24 protein-coding genes are annotated in these 25,478 nt (G+C 34.9%); 19 read left to right on the top strand and 5 right to left on the bottom strand.

The window, feature by feature from the left end:
- Nucleotides 1-51: 51 nt before the first annotated feature.
- Nucleotides 52-855: a Cof-type HAD-IIB family hydrolase gene (locus LN051_RS06610; protein WP_229291757.1), complete on the top strand. Its 804-nt coding sequence runs from the start codon at nt 52-54 to the stop codon at nt 853-855.
- Nucleotides 856-934: 79 nt separating this feature from the next.
- On the opposite strand, the gene LN051_RS06605 is transcribed toward LN051_RS06610, so the two are convergent.
- Both LN051_RS06605 and LN051_RS06600 read right to left on the bottom strand, forming a co-directional pair.
- Nucleotides 935-1,249 carry a hypothetical protein gene (locus LN051_RS06605; RefSeq protein WP_229291756.1) on the bottom strand — a complete coding sequence of 105 codons (315 nt, stop codon included), beginning with the start codon at nt 1,247-1,249 and terminating at the stop codon, nt 935-937.
- Nucleotides 1,250-1,454: 205 nt separating this feature from the next.
- The gene (locus LN051_RS06600) at nt 1,455-2,921 is read right to left on the bottom strand and encodes an amino acid permease (protein WP_229291755.1); all 1,467 of its coding nucleotides are present in this window, start codon (nt 2,919-2,921) and stop codon (nt 1,455-1,457) included.
- Between the two features lie 204 nt (nt 2,922-3,125).
- Between LN051_RS06600 and LN051_RS06595 the strand changes: the two genes are divergently transcribed.
- On the top strand, nt 3,126-4,622 hold the full coding sequence (locus LN051_RS06595) for a catalase (RefSeq protein ID WP_229291754.1): 1,497 nt from the start codon (nt 3,126-3,128) through the stop codon (nt 4,620-4,622).
- A gap of 153 nt (nt 4,623-4,775) precedes the next feature.
- Here LN051_RS06595 and rpmG read toward each other — a convergent pair whose 3' ends face one another.
- On the bottom strand, nt 4,776-4,925 hold the full coding sequence (gene rpmG / locus LN051_RS06590; protein ID WP_014613994.1) for a 50S ribosomal protein L33: 150 nt from the start codon (nt 4,923-4,925) through the stop codon (nt 4,776-4,778).
- Between the two features lie 183 nt (nt 4,926-5,108).
- Here rpmG and rpsN point away from each other — a divergent pair, with 183 nt between their 5' ends.
- From rpsN to LN051_RS06555, 7 genes are all read left to right on the top strand, one after another.
- Nucleotides 5,109-5,378 (top strand): 30S ribosomal protein S14, encoded by a 270-nt coding sequence (rpsN, locus tag LN051_RS06585; protein ID WP_229291753.1) that lies wholly within the window; start codon nt 5,109-5,111, stop codon nt 5,376-5,378.
- 76 nt (nt 5,379-5,454) lie between these two features.
- Complete coding sequence (gene guaC / locus LN051_RS06580) at nt 5,455-6,432, top strand: GMP reductase (protein ID WP_229291752.1); 978 nt, start codon at nt 5,455-5,457, stop codon at nt 6,430-6,432.
- 12 nt (nt 6,433-6,444) lie between these two features.
- Nucleotides 6,445-7,461, top strand: coding sequence for a CAP domain-containing protein (locus LN051_RS06575; RefSeq protein ID WP_229291751.1), 1,017 nt, complete (start codon nt 6,445-6,447; stop codon nt 7,459-7,461).
- Between the two features lie 947 nt (nt 7,462-8,408).
- Entirely contained in the window at nt 8,409-8,774 is a 366-nt protein-coding gene (locus LN051_RS06570; protein ID WP_229291750.1) for a hypothetical protein, read from the top strand.
- Between the two features lie 222 nt (nt 8,775-8,996).
- A complete protein-coding gene (locus tag LN051_RS06565; RefSeq protein ID WP_229291749.1) occupies nt 8,997-9,977 on the top strand; it encodes a LacI family DNA-binding transcriptional regulator in 981 nt (326 codons plus the stop codon).
- Between the two features lie 117 nt (nt 9,978-10,094).
- Nucleotides 10,095-11,057 carry a carbohydrate kinase family protein gene (locus LN051_RS06560; RefSeq protein ID WP_229291748.1) on the top strand — a complete coding sequence of 321 codons (963 nt, stop codon included), beginning with the start codon at nt 10,095-10,097 and terminating at the stop codon, nt 11,055-11,057.
- Nucleotides 11,054-12,463, top strand: a complete 1,410-nt coding sequence (locus tag LN051_RS06555; protein WP_229291747.1) for a sucrose-specific PTS transporter subunit IIBC — start codon at nt 11,054-11,056, stop codon at nt 12,461-12,463. Before LN051_RS06560 ends, LN051_RS06555 begins: the two co-directional genes overlap by 4 nt.
- Nucleotides 12,464-12,668: 205 nt before the next feature.
- Here LN051_RS06555 and lexA read toward each other — a convergent pair whose 3' ends face one another.
- Nucleotides 12,669-13,292, bottom strand: coding sequence for a transcriptional repressor LexA (lexA, locus tag LN051_RS06550; protein ID WP_229291746.1), 624 nt, complete (start codon nt 13,290-13,292; stop codon nt 12,669-12,671).
- A gap of 143 nt (nt 13,293-13,435) precedes the next feature.
- On the opposite strand from lexA, the gene sosA reads away from it, so the two are divergent.
- From sosA to sbcC, 9 genes are all read left to right on the top strand, one after another.
- Nucleotides 13,436-13,660: a DNA damage-induced cell division inhibitor SosA gene (gene sosA, locus LN051_RS11435; RefSeq protein WP_338061507.1), complete on the top strand. Its 225-nt coding sequence runs from the start codon at nt 13,436-13,438 to the stop codon at nt 13,658-13,660.
- A 224-nt stretch (nt 13,661-13,884) separates the two neighbouring features.
- Nucleotides 13,885-14,121: a DUF896 domain-containing protein gene (locus tag LN051_RS06540; RefSeq protein ID WP_229291744.1), complete on the top strand. Its 237-nt coding sequence runs from the start codon at nt 13,885-13,887 to the stop codon at nt 14,119-14,121.
- 82 nt (nt 14,122-14,203) lie between these two features.
- A complete protein-coding gene (tkt, locus tag LN051_RS06535) occupies nt 14,204-16,192 on the top strand; it encodes a transketolase (RefSeq protein WP_229291743.1) in 1,989 nt (662 codons plus the stop codon).
- Between the two features lie 137 nt (nt 16,193-16,329).
- Entirely contained in the window at nt 16,330-16,569 is a 240-nt protein-coding gene (locus LN051_RS06530) for a YneF family protein (RefSeq protein WP_229291742.1), read from the top strand.
- A 283-nt stretch (nt 16,570-16,852) separates the two neighbouring features.
- The gene (locus tag LN051_RS06525; protein ID WP_229291741.1) at nt 16,853-17,065 is read left to right on the top strand and encodes a hypothetical protein; all 213 of its coding nucleotides are present in this window, start codon (nt 16,853-16,855) and stop codon (nt 17,063-17,065) included.
- 297 nt (nt 17,066-17,362) lie between these two features.
- Complete coding sequence (locus LN051_RS06520; RefSeq protein WP_229291740.1) at nt 17,363-17,563, top strand: hypothetical protein; 201 nt, start codon at nt 17,363-17,365, stop codon at nt 17,561-17,563.
- A gap of 359 nt (nt 17,564-17,922) precedes the next feature.
- Nucleotides 17,923-18,396: a CcdC family protein gene (locus LN051_RS06515; protein WP_229291739.1), complete on the top strand. Its 474-nt coding sequence runs from the start codon at nt 17,923-17,925 to the stop codon at nt 18,394-18,396.
- Nucleotides 18,397-18,543: 147 nt separating this feature from the next.
- Nucleotides 18,544-19,662 (top strand): exonuclease subunit SbcD, encoded by a 1,119-nt coding sequence (gene sbcD, locus LN051_RS06510; protein ID WP_229291738.1) that lies wholly within the window; start codon nt 18,544-18,546, stop codon nt 19,660-19,662.
- A gap of 1 nt (nt 19,663) precedes the next feature.
- A complete protein-coding gene (gene sbcC, locus LN051_RS06505; RefSeq protein WP_229291737.1) occupies nt 19,664-22,696 on the top strand; it encodes an exonuclease subunit SbcC in 3,033 nt (1,010 codons plus the stop codon).
- A 182-nt stretch (nt 22,697-22,878) separates the two neighbouring features.
- On the opposite strand, the gene mscL is transcribed toward sbcC, so the two are convergent.
- A complete protein-coding gene (mscL, locus tag LN051_RS06500; protein ID WP_229291736.1) occupies nt 22,879-23,244 on the bottom strand; it encodes a large conductance mechanosensitive channel protein MscL in 366 nt (121 codons plus the stop codon).
- Nucleotides 23,245-23,491: 247 nt separating this feature from the next.
- Between mscL and LN051_RS06495 the strand changes: the two genes are divergently transcribed.
- A complete protein-coding gene (locus tag LN051_RS06495; protein ID WP_229291735.1) occupies nt 23,492-25,126 on the top strand; it encodes a BCCT family transporter in 1,635 nt (544 codons plus the stop codon).
- Nucleotides 25,127-25,478: the final 352 nt, after the last annotated feature.

Raw genomic sequence — 25,478 nt, 5'->3', positions numbered from 1 at the left:
ACTAAGATAAATAGACGGGGTTTAACAAATATTTTTAAAGGGAGCCTAATTATGAAACCAGACTTAATTATCATGGATATGGATGATACACTCATGACTTCTGAAAATGTCGTTTCAGAAGCTACACAACAATATTTAATCGACATTCAAGAAGCGGGGTATCAGATCGCTTTGGCATCAGGAAGACCTATAGAAGGAATGGTTCCAGTTGCGCAATCGTTAAAAATGGATCAATTCAATAGTTACATTATGTCGTATAATGGTGCGAAAACGATTGATTTGAGCACGAATAAGGTCGTAGCAAGTGAGTTGATTCAAAAAGAAGCTTTTGATGAAATTATTGATTATTGTCGTCAACATGGCTTATTCGCTTTGACATATAAAGAAGGATATATTATTTACGAAGGTGAACATGAATATATGTCAATAGAATCCGAAATTACAGGTTTACAAATGAAAAAAGTAGACGATTTAAAAGCATATATACAAGAGCCAGTCCCTAAAGCGATGGGAGTAGATTATGAAGCGCATATTGCTAAACTTTCAAATGTACTTAACGGGCATTTTAATGAAGACATCGCATGTACAACGAGCAAACCGTTTTTCTTAGAATTTATGAGCAAAGGGGTCTCTAAAGGAAAAGCAATTCAAGATTTAGCAGATCGCTTAAATTTAGACGTAAATCGTATGATTGCTTTTGGAGATAGCGCAAATGACAAAGAAATGTTTGATGTTGTCGGGACACCTATCGCAATGGGCAATGCGATTGATTTATTAAAAAAACGTGCAACGATGATTACTAAAAGTCATGATGAAGATGGCATTCCTTTTGCGTTAAAACAGTATATTAAATAAACATTCTAAAAGAATGTAACAAAAGAGACTTTAAGATGCTATTCGTGCGTCTTAAAGTCTCTTTTTTAATGAATTCAATCTATTTGGCTGTATGTGTCCATTCGTTTTTACCGCGATGACGCTTAATATGCGCATAAACTTGATCTGCTGCATAATCCAGATTGGTATAAACAGTGATTGAAAAGGCAGTTTGCTGCGGTTCAAAAGTAGTCTCTAAATAGAGGTCTTTTAAGTGCGCGTATAGACTATCCATTTGGTCGTGTGTGAGGCTTGTGTACTCTCTTAATGTTCGTTTCGTTAATTGATTACGATTGTTCTCGAAAGCTTGAACAACAATTACAAAACGTTCGTCCTGTTTCAATACATCATCAAAAAGGTTTGTTTGTCCAACCATATACGTCCACCCTTTACCATTTGTTTACTTAATTATACATGATTTTTCAATTGCTGAAAATGAAATACAAATAAAAAGGTATCGTATAAAGTTGAAGTGTGTAAAAGCAGTACCAAATATTTAAACGAAATTTATTAAAATAAGAGGTGAGAACATTTTAATGTCTCCACCTCTTAATTAGTGTCGTATTTTAGAATTACATGATTTAAACGGATGATTTGTGTTTTTGATACATTTCATGTTCTGATAAATCGATTTGGTCTAACGGTATGATTTTTGTACGATGAATGAACTTATGTGTGAAATAAACCGCAATTAAAATCAGTACCGGTAAGAAACTTTGTGCCAACTTGGAAACGTTAAAAGTGATTATGGCGTCAAATGAGCTTCCTACTATTAAAAATACAATTGTTGCAAGTACGATGATTGGTCCAATAGGGAACAATGGCGACTTATAAGGTAATAATTGATCGATATCTTTATTTTGAGCTTTAATCGCTTTTCTCATGCGGATTTGTGAAATGATACTCGAAGCCCATACAAACGTGATTAGTGCACCGATAATATTCAGTAAAGCCATTACACTTTCAGGTTTGAAATTCGCAAAAATCGTCACAGCTGTAATTAAAATAAAGGTTGATAATAATGCGTTTAACGGTAATTTTGTAGAATGATTAATACGTCCTAAAATCTTAGGTGCCGAGCCTTGCTGACTAAGTGAAAACAACATTCTACTCGTAGTAAACAAACCAGAGTTAGAAGCTGATAATAATGATGTTAAAATAACCGCATTAATAACTGAGGCTGCAAATGCAATCCCTACTTTATCAAAGACAATCGTAAATGGACTTTGAGTAATAGAGCCGCTTTCATTTAAAAGTGTCGGATCTGTATAAGGGATAATGGCTGAAATGACAGCGATAGATAATACGTAAAACAACAATATACGCCAAAAAACTTGTTTAATCGCACGTGGCATAGATTTTTTAGGATTATCAGATTCTCCTGCAGTTACAGCTACTACTTCCGTACCTCCAACAGAGAAACCTGCAATTAATAACACACTCAAAAACCCAGATATACCACCAACAAATGGTGCTTCACCAACAGTAAAGTTTTGTAAGCCATACGTTCTATCGCCTAATATGCCCCAAATCACTAAGAGACCTAAAATAATGAACACAATAATTGTGACAACTTTAATAAGTGATAACCAAAATTCTGCTTCACCAAACGCTTTAACAGAAAAAACATTAAGTAGCAGTAAAATGCTTAAAAATATGACGCTCCAAACCATAGGTGAGAAGAAGCTAAATGTATCCCAATAACTTAAAACATTTGTTGCTATAATAATATCTACACTTGTTACAAGCGCCCAAATGAGCCAATACAACCAACCCATCGTAAATCCAAGTGATGAATCAACGAAGCGCGTCGCATAACTGCTAAACGATCCGGAAACTGGATAAAATGTTGCCATTTCACCTACAGAGGACATGAGAAAATAAAGCATTGTTCCGATAATCAAATAAGCTAGAATTGCGCCCCCTGGACCAGCTTGTGCGATAACGCCACCAGTAGCTACAAATAGACCTGTGCCAATTGCGCCTCCAATAGCAAACATTGTAATATGCCGCAATTGGAGACCTCTATTTAAATTCTTTTCTTCCATACACATCTTCTCCCTATACAATTGTTCTATATATTGTACTTGCAAATCTAAGGCGTTTCAATAGAATTTTATAACTTTAAAGCCCTAAATTAAAAAAAAACACTTTTAGAAAGCGTAAGAGTTCCCTTTTTTCAAATCTTTCAGTATAATTCAAATTAAGAGCTACATTAGAATTATTTTAAACAAGAAAGAGGGTTTTAAATTATGTATCGTAAACAACCATCAAAATTAACAGGCTTATTTGGCCACCCAATTGGAGATCGTGAGAACACTGCAACTGCTGGACCTCGTGGCCCTTTATTAATGCAAGATCCTTATTTCTTAGAGCAAATGTCACATTTCGACCGTGAAGTGATTCCGGAAAGACGTATGCATGCCAAAGGATCAGGGGCTTTTGGTACGTTTACAGTTACGAATGACATTACACAGTTCACTTCGGCGAAGATTTTTTCTGAAATTGGTAAAAAAACGGAAATGTTTGCACGTTTTTCAACGGTTGCCGGTGAGCGTGGCGCCGCTGACGCTGAGCGTGATATTCGTGGTTTTGCCTTGAAATTTTATACAGAAGAAGGGAACTGGGATTTAGTAGGGAATAACACACCAGTGTTTTTCTTTAGAGACCCAAAGCTATTTGTCAGTTTAAATCGAGCGGTTAAACGTGACCCACGTACAAACATGAGAAGTGCGCAAAACAACTGGGATTTCTGGACATCGTTACCAGAAGCACTTCATCAAGTAACAATTTTAATGACTGACCGTGGTATTCCAAAAGGTTTCCGTCATATGCATGGTTTTGGTTCGCATACTTATGGCATGATTAATGCCAATAATGAACGTGTTTGGGTAAAATTCCATTTCCGTACGCAACAAGGTATTGAGAACATTCAACCAGATGAAGCAGCAAAAATTGTAGGAGAAGACCGAGAGTCATCACAACGTGATTTATACAATGCGATTGAAAATGGAGACTTTCCGAAATGGAAAATGTACATTCAAGTGATGACGGAAGAGCAAGCTAAACATCATAAAGATAACCCATTTGATTTAACAAAAGTATGGTATAAAGATGAGTATCCTTTAATTGAAGTAGGAGAGTTTGAGCTTAACCGTAATCCAGACAACTACTTCCAAGATGTTGAGCAAGCTGCGTTTGCACCTACAAATATTATTCCTGGCTTGGATTTCTCTCCAGATAAAATGTTACAAGGGCGTCTATTTTCATATGGAGATGCACAACGTTACCGTTTAGGGGTTAACCATTGGCAAATTCCAGTGAACCAACCTAAAGGCGTAGGTGTTGAAAACCTTTGTCCTTTTAGTAGAGATGGACAAATGAGAATTTTAGACGGCAACCAAGGTAGTCAAACACATTATTATCCAAATAGTTATGGCGCACACGAAAGTCAACCAGAATACAAACGACCACCTTTAGAATTGCATGGTGATGCTTATGAGCATAATTTTAGAGAAGATGATGACAACTATTTCGAACAACCTGGTAAATTATTCCGCTTACAATCACCCGAACAACAACAGCGTTTATTTACTAACACTGCGAACGAAATGGAAGGTACAACAGACGAAGTGAAGCATCGTCACATTCGCCATTGTTATCAAGCTGACCCAGCTTATGGTAGAGGTGTTGCAGAAGCGCTAGGTATGTTAGATCAACTTGATCACATTTTAGAAGGTATTCAATAGTATTAAAATAGCTATTTTTAAAGGAGCGGGACAGAAACTTTAAGATTTCTGTTTCGCTCCCTTTAAATATAAAAACTACAACTCGAAATGTTCGAGTTGTAGTTTACGTCGTATTTTGATGAGTGGGTGTTTCGTAACTGCTTTAATCAATGATTATTTTGTTTCTCTGTGTAACGTATGTTTATTTAATCTTGGGCAATACTTCATCATTTCGATACGCTCAGGATTCGTACGTTTGTTTTTCGTAGTGATGTAGTTACGGTCACCACATTCAGTACATGCTAATGTAACATTAACGCGCATTGGGTCGACCTCCTTTTAAATTGAAACTATTACGATTTGTTATTTTACCACGTTTATAAATGTTTGCCAACTTTTATTTTCTATATTTTAGAAGAACTTAGAAAAACTGACTTGCTTCATTTTAGAAGGATGTGCTATTATTTAAATCGTAATTATTACGATTTTTAAAAAGGAGAGAAAAATATGGCTAAAAAATCAAAAATTGCCAAAGAGCAAAAGCGTGAAGCAATGGTTGCAAAATACGCGGAAATTAGACGTGAGTTGAAAGCAAAAGGAGATTATGAAGGATTAAAAAAATTACCTAGAGATGCTTCACCTACGCGTTTAACACGTAGATGTAAAGTGACAGGGCGTCCGAGAGGCGTAATGCGTAAATTTGAAATGTCTCGTATTGCTTTCAGAGAACATGCACATAAAGGACAAATTCCTGGCGTTAAGAAATCCAGTTGGTAATATCCCCTTTTATTTACAATATTGCAAATAGATAGTATATTATCTTTTGGAATACAATTATAAGGGGTTAAGAAAAATGAAAATTTTCGATTATGAAGACGTCCAACTTATACCAAATAAGAGTATTGTAAAAAGTCGATCAGAAATTGATACTTCCATTCAATTTGGACCAAGACGCTTTAAATTACCTGTCGTTCCTGCCAATATGCAAACGGTAATGAATGAGTCATTAGCAGAATGGTTTGCTGAAAATGATTACTTCTATATTATGCATCGTTTTGATGAAGCAGCACGTCTGCCTTTCGTCAAAAAAATGAAAGACAAAGGTTTATTTTCTTCTATTTCGGTTGGTGTGAAAGCCGGAGAGTTTGAATTTGTTAAATCGTTAAAAGAAGCGGGACTTTCACCAGAATATATTACAATTGATATTGCACACGGTCATTCAGATCAAGTCATTGAAATGATTCAACATATTAAAAAACATCTGCCAGACGTTTTCGTTATCGCTGGTAATGTAGGGACGCCTGAGGGTGTTCGTGAACTTGAAAATGCAGGTGCTGATGCTACTAAAGTAGGTATTGGGCCTGGTCGTGTATGCATTACTAAAATCAAAACGGGTTTTGGTACAGGAGGTTGGCAACTCGCTGCAGTTAATCATTGTAGCAAAGCAGCACGCAAACCGATTATTGCGGATGGTGGTATCCGTACACATGGTGATATAGCGAAATCCGTGAGATTTGGGGCTTCGATGGTTATGATTGGTTCATTGTTTGCAGCACATGATGAATCTCCAGGGGAAACAGTTGAATTAGATGGTAAAAAGTATAAAGAATATTTTGGAAGTGCTTCAGAATATCAAAAAGGTGAACGTAAAAATGTAGAAGGTAAAAAAATGTTTGTAGAACATAAAGGTTCGCTAAAAGATACGCTTGTAGAGATGCAAGAAGACTTACAAAGCTCAATTTCATATGCAGGTGGAAAAGACATTGGTGCACTTCGCAAAGTCGATTACGTTATTGTAAGAAATTCAATTTTTAATGGTGATAGAGACTAATAAAACCAGGAGTTGTTTTATATCAAGTCATTTTTATCTTTTCTAATTGTTGGTTTTGTATTAATTTTAGTCATTCCTATACAACCTACGGATTTTATGCATAAAATTACTCAACCTGTAACTGAAAAAGTGGATCAATTGGTTGAAGGAAAGTCTTTTGACACAGCACTTAAAACGCCTAAGCAACAACAGTTTGCGATTTACAATATTCAAATGAATATGTCACAAAAAGAAGTGGAAGCAGCACTTGGTCCACATTCTAACGTATTGGACAATGAATATGGTACTAAGTGGTACGTCTATCATAACGACTTTAATCATTTCGTTTTAGTGAGTTATATTGATGGAAAAGTACATGGGTTATTTAGTAACCAAAATACGATAACTTCAAAATCAGGGATTAAATATAATACACCTAAAGATGTGGTACGTCATCGTCTTGGCAAACCTTTAGAAGGCATTCAAAAAGGCAATACCCTTTATCGTCAAAACAATGAAGCGTACGATGTGTTTGAAAAAGATAATATTTATACGACTGCATTTTACGATATACATCGTAAAAATCACTTAACGGCCTTGTTACAAGTGAGCAAAACAATGGAAAACAGATTGAACGGACAATATGCAGCGCCATCAAAAAACTTAGCGAATAGTTATGAAAAATTGGACTATTATTTAGTGAATGCGACGCGTGTTCAAAATGGTTTGGAACCGTTAAATTATTCAGAGTCTCTTGCTAATACTGCACGTAAACACAGCAAAGATATGGCTATGCAACAGTATTTCGAACACACTAATTTGAAAGGTGAGTCACCATTTGATCGCATAAAAAAAGATGGCCACCATTATAGCACTGCGGCTGAAAATCTCGCATATGGTCAACAAAGCCCCATTTTTGCACATCAAGGTTTAATGAATTCAGCAGGACACCGTAAAAATATACTTCACCCTAACGTCACCACGTTGGGTGTAGGTGTAGATTTTAATGCTAAAAAGCAACCTTATTGGACGGAAAATTATACGGGATAACGTTTTATAGTTTATAAAAATGGGTATGAATCAATCGGATGAGGTTGATGCTATGAATAACTATAAGAGAAAAATAAAAGAAACACCCAATATTGAACATCGAACAGAAGATATTTTAGAACGGGTTAAAGAAATACTCAATAAAAAGTATTAATGCTATTTTGACACCTTTAAAGTTGGATTGAACATTCAATTTTAAAGGTGTTTTTATTTGTGATATTTAATTACCTAAGCGGTTAACTGATAGTTTTGATTTAAAGTGGAACATTTTGTCAGTATAAAAGGTTAAGATGCCATTATAAAAATGTTATTGATTTTACGTAAGTTAAAATATAGTATGTAAAATATGGATGATTTATATAATAGTTAGCCCCACATCAAATGAGAAGGTGACTTTAAAAAGCACAGTAGCTGTCTGGATTGAATTTTCGCTTAGCAGCTCATTTCAACCCTAGCCAGCCTTGTGGGGGTGGGACGACGAAATCAAATAGATTTCTGTCCCACATCAAATGAGAAGGTGACTTTAAAAAGCACAGTAGCTGTCTGGATTGAATTTTCGCTTAGCAGCTCCTTTCAACCCTAGCCAGCCTTGTGGGGGTGGGACGACGAAATCAAATAGATTTCTGTCCCACATCAAATGAGAAGGTGACTTTAAAAAGCACAGTAGCTGTCTGGATTGAATTTTCGCTTAGCAGCTCCTTTCAACCCTAGCCAGCCTTGTGGGGGTGGGACGACGAAATCAAATAGATTTCTGTCCCACATCTAAAGAGAAGGTAACTTTTAAAAAGCACAGTAGCTGTCTGGATTGAATTTTCGCTTAGAGCTCCTTTCAACCCTAGCCAGCCTTGTGGGGGTGGGACGACGAAATCAAATAGATTTCTGTCCCACTCCCATAACTATGAAGTAGTTCGTAGGTAATAATTCTAAATTAAAAGGGGCGTTTGCCGATGTGTAAAGTTGATGACTTGAATCATTTGATTGAAAAGAAAAAAGAGCAAGAGGAATCTTATTTGTTTGAGAAGAGAAAAGTTAATGATTTATTAAATGAGTATGATGGATTAAGAGAAACCACGAATCAATTTAATCATCATTTACTAGAACGTTATTGTGACAGTCGTATATTAAGCCACCTTGAACAAAATAGTGAGATGTTTCAGTTTGGACACCGTCGTACGATGCGTGCTTTATACGACAAACAAAATGGTATCAATAAAGACATTCGGTGCTTAAATAATGATATTATTGATATTGAAAGAAGAAGGGATAAAGTTTTAGAAGCAGAATATGAGAAAGGCGTGCATCATAAGCAGTGATAGATGGCAAGAGATCTGAAAGACAATCTTATGAACTCGTCGCTTTATTAGTAACATAGGTTGGTAAAGGTAATGTTTTATATAAGTATCATGTCTTTTTCATAGCCATAGCTATTATTAAGTAGGTTATAGGAAGATGCTGCGCGTGATAGAAAATAATAATAGTAAAAGCACGCACGTCTATAAGTAAATCTAAAAGATGAACATGTTAGGGGGATAGCAATGAATATTTCAGATATTGCAAAAATGGCAAAAGTTTCAAAAAGTACGGTATCTCGATATTTAAATGGGGGATCTGTAAGTCAGAAAACTAAAGATAAAATAGATAAAATCGTACAAGCTACCGGATACTCACCAAATCAATTTGCACAATCATTAAAAGCGAAGCGCACTTTCATGATAGGCGCAATTATCCCTAGACTCGACTCTTACGCAACACATCAGATTCTTGAAGGCGCAGAGCATTATTTCCAAGACAATAAATATCAAATTCTAATAGTGAATACGAATCAAAGTATAGAGCAAGAAATAGAAGCGTTATATACATTGAATAAAAATAAAGTAGATGGCATTTTATTAGTTGCTACACAAATTACGGAAAAACATATTGAAGCGATTCAAGATATAAAAGCACCTGTACTACTGATTGGTCAAGCAAATAAGCATGTCCCTTCCGTAATACAAAATGATTTTGAAGCAGGGCGTAGTGTTGGTGAAGTGATCGGTCAACAACATTTTAAGCGCATTGCGTATTTAGGTGTAGGCGAATACGATAAAGCAGTTGGCGTTGATAGGAAAAAAGGTGTGTTAACAGGCCTTAATCATTATCATCAAACTGCAGATGTGTATTATACAACTTTTGATTTGCAACAGGCTACATTAGCTGCGAGCGCTTTAGTCTCTCACTATGATGTCATCATTTGTGGGACAGATAACATTGCGTTAGGTACGTTGAAAGCAGCACATCAACAACATTTACAAGTTCCAAAGCAACTCTCTATAGTCGGTTTTGGTGGTTATGACACGACAACTATTGTTACACCATCTCTTGCGACAATGCGTTTTCCATATAAGCAAACGGGCGAACAGGCTGCGCAAAATTTAATTCGTATTATCAATGGCGAAACAGTAGAACGTCTAAAAGTAATGACTTTTGAATTTATAAAAAATGCGAGTATTGACTTCTCGCAAAGCGATGAGTAAAATGTTTATGAAAGCGTTTTACTTTATACTATTTTGGAACCGGTTCCAAAATGTGAGGTAGAATTCTTAAAGTGAAGCTTCAAGTAATGAAACAATATAGTTAGAGAGAGGATAATTATGAATAAATTATATGCAGTTGGAGAAGCATTGATTGATTTTATCCCTAGCGATCGAGATATTAATTTAAAAGATGTAACGCAATTTTCTCCACAAGTGGGTGGCGCACCTGCTAATGTGGCAAGTTGTGTTGCAAAACTTGGTGGTAACGCTGCAATGATTACACAAGTGGGTAATGATGCATTTGGAGAGAAAATTATAGATAAACTTGGTATTATTGGTGTTGACACGCAGTATTTAAAACAGACCTCTAAAGCTAATACTGCTTTGGCTTTTGTTAGTTTAACAGCAGAGGGTGAACGAGATTTTGCATTTTATCGTAAACCTTCAGCTGATATGTTGTTAGAAGCTTGCGAAATAAGGAATATCGTATTGGATACGACAGACATTTTACATTTTTGTTCAGTTGATTTAGTAGATTATCCCATAAAAGAGGTACATCGAGTGTTAATTGACAAAATGTTAAAAGTGAATGGCACAGTAGTTTTTGATCCGAACTTACGTTTTCCACTTTGGAAAGATTTAGATGCATTACATAATACGGTATTGGAATTTGTTCCCAAAGCGCATATTGTCAAAATTTCAGATGAAGAATTAGCATTTATAACACGTATTAAAAATAAAGAAGCGGCAATAGCATCATTATTTAAAGGAAATGTTGAAGCTGTCATCTATACGGAAGGCAAAGCTGGCGCTTCTTTGTATACTAAAGAGGGATTAATTGCACAAGCATCAGGTTTTGAAGTCGATGCTTTAGATGCAACAGGTGCAGGAGATGCTTTTATAGGAGCCATTAATTATCAATTGTTAAAGTATGGAAAAAACAAGCTTTTTGAAGATAGTTATCAATGCTTAAAATTTGCGAACGCAGTTGGTGCATTAACGACAATGGTTTACGGAGCAATTGACAGCTTGCCAACTGAACAACAAGTGCTAACGTTTATAAGAGGTGAAAATGAGTGAATGATAAAAAAATAGCAGAGTCAGTGATTCAAGCCGTAGGAGGAAAGGAAAACATACAGTCGTTGGCACATTGTGCCACACGATTGAGAATTATGGTCAAAGATAAAGAGAAAGTAGACCAAGCACAAGTCGAAGATATTGAAAAAGTTAAAGGTGCTTTTTACAACTCAGGCCAATTTCAAATTATTTTTGGAACAGGAACGGTAAACAAAATTTACAATGAGATAACGACATTAGGAATAGAAGGTAGTTCAAAATCAGAAGTCAAATCAGTAAGTGCTAAACAAGGAAATGCTTTTCAACGTGCCATTCGTGTGTTTGGCGATGTGTTCGTGCCAATTATTCCGGTATTAGTTGCGACAGGATTATTTATGGGGTTGCGCGGTGTGGTGATGAACGATCAAATTTTAAGTTGGATGGGAATGACGGCTAAAGATATTCCTCAAAACTTCATTTTGTTTACACAAATACTCACAGATACTGCTTTTGCTTTTTTACCAGCATTAGTTGCTTGGAGTGCTTTTAAAGTATTTGGTGGCAGTCCTGTTCTTGGTATCGTATTAGGTTTGATGTTAGTGAACCCAGCATTACCTAATGCGTATCAAGTAGGTGACGGTTCAGTAGAAGCTATCAAGTTCTTTAATTTTATTCCGATTGTAGGTTACCAAGGATCGGTCCTACCAGCATTCTTTGTGGGGCTTATTGGTGCTAAATTTGAACAAGCGCTAAGGAAACGTATTCCTGATGCGATAGATTTAATTGTGACACCTTTCTTAGTATTACTTGTCATGGTTACTTTAGGGTTATTTGTAATTGGACCTGTTTTCCATTCTATTGAGACAATTATTTTATCAGGCACTGAATGGGTACTTGCTTTACCATTTGGTATTGCTGGATTGTTGATTGGATTTTTCCAACAAATTATCGTTGTCACAGGGGTACATCACATTTTCAATTTTATGGAAATTCAATTGCTAGAGAAGTTCCATTATAATGCATTTAATCCGATTATCTCAGCAGCTATGACAGCCCAAGCCGCAGCGGCGGTTGCAGTGGGACTTAAAACAAAGAAAGCGAAATTAAAAGCGCTTGCTATACCTTCTGCTTTTTCAGCATTACTCGGTATTACGGAACCAGCCATTTTTGGTGTGAATTTACGTTACTTTAAACCTTTTATTTGTGGTCTGATCGGTGGTGCAGTAGGTGGCTTCTTTGCGGCTATTTTCCAATTGAAAGCTTCAGGTATGGCTATTACTGTTTTACCTGGTATTTTACTATTTTTGAAAGATATCGGACAGTTACCATTTTATATTTTAGTATTGGTTATTTCATTTGTAACGGCTTTTGTATTGACGTGGTTTTTTGGTTACAGTGATAAATTGGCAGAAGAAATTAAGGAAGCGTAGTTATTAACTTAAATATTATCAATCATAGCGGTGAAGAAATCTACTATCTTAGTATTTCTTTATCGCTTCTTTCTTGTTTTACAAAGGAACATATGGATTGAAATTTAATAAATAAAGCTCTGACAACTGTATGATACAAAATAAACCACCCGTTTGTATGTACGGATGGTCATGATTTTTATTAACAAAGGAGATGCACGCAATATTAAAATTCTCTAAATAAACCTACTACTTTACCTAATACAGTAACGTGCTCCAAATAAATAGGTTCTAAGCTACTATTTTCGGGTTGTAAGCGATAGCGATTTTTCTCTTTATAAAATCGCTTAACTGTAGCTTCATCATCTTCAGTCATCGCAACAATAATATCGCCATTTTCAGCAATAGATTGGCTTCGTACGATTACTTTGTCGCCATCTAAAATACCAGCTTCAATCATACTGTCGCCTACAACGTTCAAAATGAATATTTGACCATTGTGCGTTGAAGTGAAGTGTTCGGGTAACGGATAATACTCTTCAACATTTTCAACAGCAGTAATCGGTGTCCCAGCAGTTACTTTACCAATAACAGGAACGTAAATCGTTTCTTCCATATTGACCGGTTCGCCCATCAATTCACTTACGATTTCGATAGCTCTCGGCTTTGTAGGATCACGACGTATATATCCTTTCTCTTCTAAGCGTGACAAATGACCATGTACAGTCGAACTTGAAGCAAGACCTACCGCTTCTCCAATTTCACGAACGCTTGGTGGATAACCTTTCGTTTGAACAATTTGTTTTATGAATTCGAATATTTCCTCTTGTCTTTTTGTAAGTTCTCTCATCAAATGTGCACTCCTTTGCCTAATTTAAATACATTATAGCACAGATTTCAGAGAGGAACAAACATTTGTTCGTTTCTATATTGACACAGAACATTCGTTCTGATAAAATTCAGATACAAACAAATGTTCTAGAGGTGTTTACAATGATCAAAGCTAAATTAAATGAAATATATTTGTATGTATCTGTGTTTATCATTTCAATAATCATATTTTTTGTGTTTTTCATAATGGCAAGCCATGATGCGCATACAGAACAAACGTACGAAATGACTGACCATCAAATTAATACAAATCAAACAGAGCACATGCAAAAATACGAACAAAAAGCAAAGGAACAACAAAGTGTGCTTGCCTTTAGTGTTCGCTAATATATTCTGATGAAACATAATGTAACTACTATAACGTCATATTGAATTGAGGCGCTCGTAATGAATGAGAGAGTAAAAAGAGATAATTCAAAGCGAAGGACGATGTGAAAGAAAAGATTCTGATTTCACATCGTCTATTTTATGTTTTAAATTAGCCATCGTGGTTGGTTTTAAGCGGTTTTTCTGTTATATTTTGTAGAGAATATTGACGGAGGTTATCCATTATGCTTAGTCAAGATAAATTAAAACGCATAAATGAACTTGCAAAGAAAAAGAAAAATGAAGGTTTAACAAAAGAGGAAGCGAAAGAGCAATCACAATTGAGAAGTGAGTATCTTGCATCATTTCGCAACAGTTTTAAAGAACAAATCGAACATACAAAAGTCATTGACCCTGAAGGAAATGATGTTACACCTGACAAACTAAAAGATATACAAAAGAAGAATCGAACACGCGACTAGTACAATCCTTATGTAATTTTAGGTGTTATGAATCATAATAAGGTATAATGATTCTAGTAGCGAATAGAAAGGAAGTCATAATATGTTTGGACAAAAAGATACACACGCAGTAAATACTTTACGTGCGCTTAGCATCGATGCAATTGAAAAGGCGAATTCAGGGCATCCTGGGTTGCCAATGGGTGCAGCGCCAATGGCTTACACACTTTGGACACAACATTTAAATTTTAACCCTAATTCTGACACGTATTTTAACCGCGACCGATTTGTACTTTCGGCTGGACACGGTTCAGCACTGTTATACAGCTTACTTCATGTATCTGGTGGATTAGAATTGGAAGAGCTTAAGCAATTTAGACAGTGGGATTCAAAAACACCAGGTCACCCTGAATATCACCACACAAAAGGTGTAGAAATTACTACTGGGCCACTTGGACAAGGTTTTGCGATGTCTGTTGGTATGGCAATGGCGGAAAAACATCTTGCTGCAAAATTCAACCAAGATGACATCGCTCTTGTAGATCACTACACGTACGTGTTAGCTTCAGATGGAGACCTTATGGAAGGTATTTCGCATGAAGCGGCTTCATTAGCAGGACATTTAAAATTAGACAAATTAATTACTTTATATGATTCAAACGATATTTCTTTAGATGGAGAAACGAACAAATCATTTTCTGAAGATATTAAACAACGCTTTGAAGCGTACGGTTGGAACCATATTCTTGTTAAAGATGGCAACGATTTGGAAGCTATCCATAAAGCTATCGAAGAAGCAAAATCTCAAAAAGGACCAACAATTATTGAAGTTAAGACAATTATTGGTTACGGTTCGCCAAATAAATCTAACAGTCATAGCTCACATGGTGCACCTTTAGGTGAAGAAGAGCGTGAACTAACATTTAAAAATTATAAGTTAGATGCATCTAAATCATTCCAAGTGGATGATAGCGTGTATGAAATTTTTAATGAAACAATGATCCAACGTGCAGATGCACATGAGGCACAATGGAAAAAAGATTTAGAAGCTTATACGGAAAAATATCCTGAATTAGCTAAAGAATTCAAAACAGCGATTGCTGGAGAATTGCCAGAAGGTTATGAAAAAGATCTGCCGCGCTTTGAATTAGGGCATAAAGCAGCGTCACGCGCTGATTCTGGTGAAATTATTCAAGCGTTAGGAAAAGCAGTTCCTTCTTTCTTCGGAGGTTCAGCAGACTTAGCTTCATCAAATAAATCAAATGTAAAAGAAGCAGGAGATTTCTCTGCCGAAGATGGTGCGGGTAAAAACGTATGGTTTGGTGTTCGTGAATTTGCAATGGCTGCTGCAGTAAATGGTATGGCAGCGCACGGCGGATTACATCCATATGGCGCAACATTCTTCGTATTTAGTGACTACTTAAAACCAGCATTAAGACTTTCATCTATCATGGGCTTACGTTCGACGTTTATTTTTACGCATGATTCTATTGCGGTCGGGGAAGATGGGCCAACACATGAACCAATTGAGCAATTAGCAGGTTTACGTGCGATTCCTAACCTTAATGTTATTCGACCGGCTGATGGTAATGAAACGCGTGTAGCTTGGAAAGTTGCTTTAGAAGCAAATGGCACACCAACAGCACTTGTTTTAACACGTCAAGGTTTACCGGTATTAGATGTAGAAGAAACACAACTTGAAGAAGGTGTACGTAAAGGGGCTTACGTAGTATATGAAACGGAAGCAGCGCCTGAGTATGTATTACTAGCAACAGGATCTGAAGTGAGTTTAGTCATTGATGTAGCTAAAGACTTAGAACAAAGAGGCAAAGGGGTGCGTGTTGTATCAATGCCGAATTGGAATGCATTCGAACAACAACCAAAAGCATATCAAGACGAGGTGTTATTACCGAGCGTGACAAAACGTGTAGCAGTTGAGATGGGCGCTACGTTAGGTTGGCACAAATATGTAGGTATGAATGGACTTGTTATTGGTATTGATAGATATGGTGCAAGTGCACCAGGTGACTTAGTTGTTGAAAAGTACGGTTTTACAAAAGAAAATATTTTATCACAAATTGAATCACTATAACCCATAAATCGATAAGCGAGTTGACTAATTTGAAATAAGTATTGGCACTAGTCTTTCCTATAGGTTTAAGAATGAAAGTCTATGAACGACCTTGAAAACTTGTCTCAATTTTAGTAAAATGCAAAAGGATAGAGAAAGTGGGTGAAATGATGGCTACATGGTTAGCGATTGTATTAATTGTACTTGCACTTATCATTGGACTTGTAGGTGGCTTTTTCCTCGCACGTAAATACATGATGGATTATTTGAAGAAAAACCCACCAATTAACGAAGAAATGTTACGTATGATGATGATGCAAATGGGACAAAAACCATCACAGAAAAAAATCAATCAAATGATGACAATGATGAACAAAAACATGGATAAAAAAATCTAAAGCCTGAAAACGCAGGCATAGCAAGGGATTCGAGATTTTGAGAAAATTCTGAATTCCTTGCTTTTTTGTTTCAGGTAACATTCAGGTAACATTTTTTTATGGTGAAAGGGTATGAATCATTTTGCGCCTGTATACGATATTTAAAGTTACTAAAGGTTAAAGGCAACAATATTAAAACTAATAAAGTATAAGAAGATATAGACATTATAGAAAAAAGTTCTAACTTCATATTTGGAACACTTTTATTGCTAAACAAATGCTGTTGAAACAGAGGTGCTAAAACATGAAAGCTTCTAAACAAGAACAAGATAATGCAATGAAAAACATTAAGAATAAAAGAAATAAAGGGATTAGTATCCCGATAGAAAAACGTTGGCGTAAGGATGAAGAGATTTATGAGCAATTAAGAAATGAGCATCCAAAATTATTTGCTTTAAGAAACAACGTAGCAATAAAGGTTTCTGACGAACAAATCAAAGCAATTTTAAAACAATAATAAATAGGGTAAGAAAATATAATATTTATTAAATCAGTAATGGCAAGGATTCTGAGTTTTTAAAGCTCATTAATCTTTGTCATTTTCTATATTATAATGAGATATGATTGATTTAAAAAAGTAAATACGAAATAATAAAAACATGTAAACGGTTGCTTAAGAAAAATTATAATCAAACTGTTTAATTTAAAATCATTTTGTTTATAACGAACATCTATTCAACAACGCTAGGGTGGAAAAATTTGTGAGCTAAGGAACCTAAAAATACTTTTTCCTAATCGTTTTATGGAGGAGGTCATGATGAATAAACAAGAACATAACATGCCTAAATCCCAACAGTTATTACTAGCTGCTATCATTATCGTTTTTATTTTAGAAGTTGTACTAACTATTTTTTTCATTACATTCAGTTCTGCGATATTTAAAGGATTAACAATATTTAATAGTATATTGATAGGGATATTTTTAATGCGACAAATTAAAAGAAAGGGCATTTGAGGTATAAAGGCGAACAAAATCGTCTGAAAACATCAAAAATGAGCGGTTTTGACCTTTACGTTATCAAAATTTTAAACGTGGGCTATAGAGGATGGCTAAGGTTGAGAAGCCTATGGCGTGATGCTTCTAATCTTTGTAAATGGTATTTAAAAGTATCACGCGCTTAAGTGAAGGATGGAATGATGGGGCGATTGACGTCTACCTTTAGAAAATCTTTTTATGTATATTTCGAAAATATACAAATAATTAAAAATAATCAAACTATAAAAGCGTGAATGAGCGTTAATACGTATTACTTATGTGTGGGAGTGTGATATAATACGCATATTAATCGCATAGATTTTAAAGGAGACATATTCATGACGTATTTAGTTTTTTCGATTTTAATCGCATTTTTAATGGGTGCTGCTGTCATTTTCATACGTATGAAAGCACAAAACTATCCTGTTAATGCAAAAAAAATTATTTTACCACCCGTTTTTATGGCTACAGGTGCGTTAATGTATGTTGTACCTTATTTTAGATTAACAGGTATGGAGATTTTAGAATCTGTTATAATAGGTTTTATTTTTTCTTCTGTTTTAATTGTTACATCTCATTTTGAAGTGAAAGATAACCAAATTTATTTAAAAAAATCTAAGGCGTTTCCAGTCATTTTAATATCTTTACTTATACTGAGAACGATTTTGAAAGTATATATTGGTAATTCCGTACATCCAGGCGAATTGGCAGGTATGTTTTTCTTACTTGCGTTTAGCATGTTGTTACCTTGGCGTATCGCGATGTTTCTACGATATAACAAAATTAAACGTCGTTTAGCACAAACGTCATAGTTGAATGATTTTTATATTAATAGCGTAAGCCGAGCCTTTTATACATGATTCTTGTTGAATCTAATGTTAAGACGGGCTCGGTTTTTCCTTGCAGTTCAGGCGATGTTTCATTACAATAAAATAGAACAAATGTTCTGGGGTGAGAAGATGAAAATTATACATACTGCAGATTGGCATCTAGGAAAGGTGTTAAATGGACAATCTTTTTTAGAAGATCAAGCATTTATTTTAGAGCAATTGATAGAAACATTGAAGTCAGAAAATCCGGATGTTCTTGTGATTGCTGGCGATGTTTTTGATACGACCTTGCCGAATAAGGGCGCGGTAGCTTTAATGGAGAAAACGATTAGTTACTTAAATATCGAACTTGAAATACCGACAATCATTATCGATGGAAATCATGATGGTAAAGAGCGATTAGGTTATGGCGCAAAATGGTTTAAACACAATCAACTTTATATTCGGACACAACTTAGTGATTTCTTCACGCCGATTCATTTTGGAAACGTCGACTTCTATACATTGCCTTTCTTTACTTTAGCTGAAGCGAGACAATATTTAGAACAAGGTATTAGTAGTTACGAAGAGGCTGTCGAAAAATTGATTGAACGTGTTAAACCACAATTGGATGATAGTAAACAAAATATTTTAATAGGGCATTTTACGGTCTATGGTGCACCAAAAAGTGATTCAGAAAGAGATATTACTGTTGGAACAATAGAGAGCGTCTCGCCACATTGTTTGGATGCATTTGATATTGTGATGTTAGGGCATATTCATCATCCATTTGCGTTGAATCAAAAGCATATTTATTATAGCGGTTCATTGTTGCAATATTCATTTTCAGAAGTAAATCAACCGAAAGGCGTAAGATGTTTTCATCTGACGGATAAAAAGCACGAACAAACATTTTTGCCTCTTTCGCCTCGAAGACGGTTAGTATTTATTGAAACCTCTTTTGATAATGCAATTCATGGATACTTTTCCTACCAAAATTCAGAAGACTATTTTCATTTTAATTTATCAGGACTTGAGATGGTCAAAGATCCGATGCAACAGCTCAAACAGCAGTTTCCGAATACGCTTGCTTTAACACAACAAACAAGTGGATCGACAAGACAAGTTAAAGCAACACAAAATATTAAAAAGATGAAGCCGTTAGAGATTATTGAAACGTTTTATCAAGAATTAACAGAAGATGCATTAAATGAAGTGCAAACAAAACATATTCAAACATTTTTAAATGAATATGGAGAGGAGGAATAAGATGCGCCCTCTATTATTAAAATTAGAAAATTTTGGACCTTTTTTAAATGAAACGATTGATTTTGAACGTATAGAAGCGAATCAACTTTTTTTAATTAGTGGTAAAACTGGTTCTGGTAAAACAATGATTTTTGATGCGATTGTATACGCGTTGTACGGTAGGGCTTCTACGACTGCGAGAGAAGTTACGCAATTGCGGAGTCACTTTGCGCCACCAGAACAACCACTCAAAGTGATATATGAATTTGAAGTTCAACAACAACGATATAAAGTTGTTCGAACGGCTTCATTTACAAAGCCTAATAAAAAAACTGAAACGCCAGGGATTTTAGAAGTGTATAAAGCGCAAGGCAGCACGTATATTTTAGAGGAAAGCAAGATAAACAAAGGCAATCAATATTTAAAAGAATTAATGAAGCTTAAAGTCGAGCAGTTCCGTCAATTGTTTATTTTACCTCAAGGAGAATTTAAGTCTTTTTTAGTCTCTAAAAGCCAAGATAAACAACCGATTTTAAGAACGCTTTTTAATAGTGTGATGTATGAAGATTTAAAAAATGAATTAAAAAATAAAACCAAAAGTATTCAAGATGAAATGGACAAAACGTATGATAGGTTAGCTACGTATTGGCAAGATTTATATGCGATAGATGATGAAACACTTCAAGATTATTTGAAAATAGATATTAACCAACATGAGCGTCTGTATCATACATTGCCCGAATTTGAAAAGATAGGTCAACAGCAATTAAATGTGCTCACGCTTCAGAAAGCTGATATGGAAAAAAAGTGTAGCGATAATAAAGAAAAGATCGATCAAGAACAATCGAGACAACAGTACCAAAAAGAGTTGTTAGAGATTGAAAAAAATCTCGAGTCTCTTGTTGCTCAAAAAGATGAAATCGAACAATTGGAACAACAAATTGATAGGATAAAGCAAAGTCAGCTTGCGATCCATACATTTAATGACATAGAAGTATTAAAAAAAGAATTGGAAAATAGTGAGAAATTAATAGAGGTTTTAAATGCTAAGCGGGATAAGCTTAAAGATGAAATGCATCAAAGTAAACGAAAACGTGAGCGTTTAGAAAAACAAGAGCAAGACGTCGTTGAGAAAGAACAAACAATAAAAGCAACACATCATTACATGCAAAATAAAAGTGATATTTTAAAAGCTTTTGAAGACAAACAAACGTTGCGTGAACAAAATACAAAATTGACAAATGAATTAAAAGACAATCAAAGTCATTTACACGATGTTGAAGATGATTTGGAAATTCAAGCGCAAGACTTTTCATGCATTGATAGCTTGAAAGAGGAGCAATTTACGTTACGTCATCGTCTAGAAAAAATTGAACATATAGAAAAGCAGTATAAGCATAAAATTCAACTAAAACAACAATTCGGAGAGTTAACTCAAACGTTAAAAGACTTAGAAGCACAGAAAATGAAGCTTTCGGCACAGAAATATCATTTTTCGGAAGCAGATCAAACTGTATTGTCACATGAAGAGATGATACATACTTTACGTTCGAAATTGACTGAAGATGTGCCTTGTCCTGTCTGTGGTCAACAAGTTCATGATGTTCCTTCTGAACAAGGCTTAAAGCTATTGAAGGAGCAACAAAAAGAAAACGAAGCTTTAGACAAAGAAATGCGCATGATTGAAGAAAAACTCATTTCTCATAAAACGTCATTAGAACATACTCAAACTCAATTAGCAGAATTAAATGAAATTGAAAATCCAGAAATTCAAAAAAGAGAAGTGTTAGAACAAAAAAGAGAAAATAATACACAAATCACAAAGCTCATAGAAGCAAAACTTGAATTTGAAAAATTGCAATCTAAGCAACAACGTTATTTAGATAAAGTACAAACACTAGTACAGCAAATGGAGAAGAATCAATATCAACGTGAAATTGCTGAGCAAAAGGTATCGCAATTCCAACAAGCAACCCGTTTTGATCATTACGCCGAATTTGAAACATTTTTTAGAGCGTCTGAACAAGAAGTGAATGAATTTCGTAAAGCATATCAAAATATTAAAGAAACGATACAGAAAGAAAATGAAACGCTTTTGGTCGTGCAAAATGATTTGAAACATCAGAAAGTCCGTCAAGAAAGTGATCAAGCGCGTTTAAAGAAATTAGAAATTACATTAAAGCGCGAAATGGATAAACTTCATTTGCGTTCTCTCAACGCATTAAATGAACTTAAGTCTGAGATTAGCGCGCTACAAACTTACGAATCGCGTGTAGAAACGTTTCATCAAACACGTCAACAATTAACAACACAACAAAAAACGTTAGTACAAAAATTAGATGTGTTACCAGAGCACGATCTCAACGCATTACAAGTAAAATATGATTCCTTGAAAAAAGAACAAGATGATATTATTCAGCGTTTGAATGAAATACATTTTCAAGTTGAAGAAAATGAGAAAAAATCACAAAAAATTCGAGAAATTCTTGATTACATTCAACATGCTTTATCAGAACATAAAGCTATTTTCAACTTGTCAGAAGTGATTTATGGAAAAAATAATCAAAATCTCACGTTGGAAAATTATGTTTTGATTCATTATTTGGAAAATATATTAACCTCAGCGAATAAACGTTTGCTTAATATGACTGGACAACGTTATGAGTTAGTGCGTAAAGAAGAAAAAGGGCGTGGATTGAGTGGGTTAGAAATAGAAGTTTTTGATTACTATTCCAACCAATCACGTCATATTACATCGCTTTCAGGTGGAGAAACATTTCAAGCTTCACTTGCATTAGCGTTAGGGTTGAATGAAGTTGTCCAAAATGAACAAGGCGGTATTTCGCTAGATACGATGTTTATAGATGAAGGATTCGGAACACTTGACCAAGAAACATTAGAAACAGCTATGGATACGTTAATTCAGTTACAATCTAGTGGACGTCTTGTTGGCATCATTTCTCATGTCACAGAATTAAAAAGTAGAATTCCGTTAATTTTAGAAGTGAATTCGAGTAATTATCAAAGTTCAACTTCTTTAAAATATAATGACTAACAGTAAAAAGCAGAAGATACGACACCATCACTTAGATTTAATCAAAATCTTGAATCCGATGTCGAAACTTCTGCCTTTTATAAGAAAGGCTAGGACGTAACGCACGTGTAGCTTTGGGAAACCGATAGATGCTTTTGTCCTAACCTTTTTTGCATAATTATTAAATTTAAAAAGTGTAGCAATTATGACTGTTTATTTTGTTCGCGAAGTAAATCTCTAATCTCCGTTAAGAGTACCGTGTTTTCTTCGATTGTTGGTTCAACTTCTTTAGGTTTTACAATTGTATTTGCGATTTTAATGAAAATAAATAGTGCAAATGCAATGATAATGAAGTCGATGATAGATTGGATAAATACACCATATTTAATGCCGTAGAGTGTCCAATTTTTAGCAAAATCTACTTCTCCGAACAATAAACCGATAATAGGCATAATTACATTTTCAACGAGCGAGGTAACAATTTTATTAAAAGCAGCCCCCATTACAACGGCAACAGCAAGTTCAAGTACGTTACCTTTTAAAGCAAATTCCTTAAATTCTTTTAACATGATTGGTCCACTCCTAGAATGTGATTTTTAAATACTTTAGAAATTATACCCCAAACACATAGTATTGCAAGAGGTCATTTTCTTATAATTACATAATCAATGGGGGTGCGTTGATTATGTTAACGCCTTTTGTTATTGTATATATGACGATTGCATTTTTAATTTGTGGAATATTTATTGTGGAATTGTAATTAAAAGTGCTTTACAGTTTAAAAATTTAATATAGAGAAAGGGAGTAGGTATTGCTATGAATACTTCAAATCCACAGGGAAATGGTAAGAAGTTTTCACCAGTATTTATTTTTAGTTCAATCATCATTTTTGCCATTGTATTAATAGGGGTATTTATACCAAAACAATTTGGTGCATTTACAGCCGATATTACAGCTTGGATTACAAATACATTAGGTTGGTATTATCTCATTTTAACTACCATTATCGTTTTCTTCTGTGTCTTTTTAATCTTTAGTCCAATTGGTAAATTAAAATTAGGGAGACCCAATGATAAACCAGAATTTAACACAATTTCATGGTTTGCGATGCTTTTTAGTGCAGGTATGGGAATTGGTTTAGTATTCTATGGTGCAGCAGAACCGATTGCACATTTCGCATCACCACCTAACGCAGAACCGCAATCGACTCAAGCATTTACGGAGTCATTACGTTCGACTTTCTTCCATTGGGGTTTTCATGCATGGGCAGTTTATGGTGTCGTGGCATTAGCACTTGCTTATGCTCAATTTAGAAAAGGAGAACCAGGTTTACTTTCTAAAACATTAAGACCGATTTTAGGAGATCGTGTTGACGGCCCAATCGGTACATTGATTGATGTTTTAGCAGTTTTTGCAACAGTTGTTGGTGTAGCCGTATCTCTAGGTATGGGCGCACTTCAAATTGCTGGTGGTTTACATTACTTATTTGGCGTGCCAAACAACATTTTGACACAGTCCATTATTATTGTAGTTGTAACGATTCTATTTATTATGAGTGCTTGGTCTGGCTTGAGTAAAGGTATCCAATATTTAAGTAATTTAAATATTGGCTTAGGTACGGTATTGTTACTAGCTGCACTATTTATTGGTCCAACTATTTTAATTTTAGATATGCTTACAAGCTCAACAGGTAGTTTGTTAAATTCATTTTTATTTAACAGTTTCGATGCAGCCGCAACGAATCCTCAAAAGAAAGCATGGATGTCCAGTTGGACGCTTTATTATTGGGGCTGGTGGTTAAGTTGGAGCCCATTCGTAGGTGTATTTATTGCACGTGTTTCTAAAGGACGTTCTATCCGAGAATTTATTTCAGGTGTGCTATTAGTTCCAGTTATCGTAAGTTTTATTTGGTTTAGTGTTTTTGGTGTTTTAGGTATCGAAACAGCTAAGAAACATAAAGAAATTTATGATATGTCTGTTGAAACACAATTATTTGGTGTCTTCCACCATCTGCCTATTGGTATGGTGCTCTCGATTATTGCACTATTACTTATTGCGTCATTCTTTATTACATCTGCTGACTCTGCAACATTTGTGCTTGGTATGCAAACAACATTTGGTTCGCAAAATCCAAGTTCTTTTGTAAAAGTGACTTGGGGTGTCGCACAATCACTTATCGCTTTCGTGTTATTGTTATCAGGTGCTGGCGATGGTGGTTCAGGACTGCAAGCATTACAAAACGCAGCCATTATTAGTGCATTACCATTTTCATTCGTTGTCATATTAATGATGATCAGTTTTTACAAAGATGCAAATAAAGAGCGTAAATTCTTAGGATTAACTTTGACACCAAATAAACATCGTTTAAAAGAATACGTTGAAAATTCACGTAATGATTATGAAGATGAATTGATTTCAAAACGTAAGTCATTACGAGATGCTGAAAGATAAATAAAAAGATTAAACTGCTAACAAATCATTCAATTTGTTAGCAGTTTTTTGTATAATCCAATATCATAAATATTTCTATCACAATGGATTCGAGTGCGTTTATACAGAGTGGAATAACTTAGAAAAATAAAAGTCAAAGTGAGATTTGAGATATAACGTACAGTAAGTGGTCAAAATATATAAGTTTATGCCTTTGAGTATCGTAATTAAAGAAATCTTGATTAAATAAAATATACTTATTACACTAACTTTCTTTGATAAATTATTCTTATGACATCTGATTAGAAAGACGAAATATTGAATATAGAGGTTTTAGGGCGTAGAGTGTTGTTTTCGTAGTAGGATAATTATA

The organism is Staphylococcus ratti (assembly GCF_020883535.1).
GTDB classification, from domain to species: domain Bacteria; phylum Bacillota; class Bacilli; order Staphylococcales; family Staphylococcaceae; genus Staphylococcus; species Staphylococcus ratti.
Note: the sequence above shows the minus strand (reverse complement) of the source record. Positions and strands in the feature narration are given on the sequence as shown.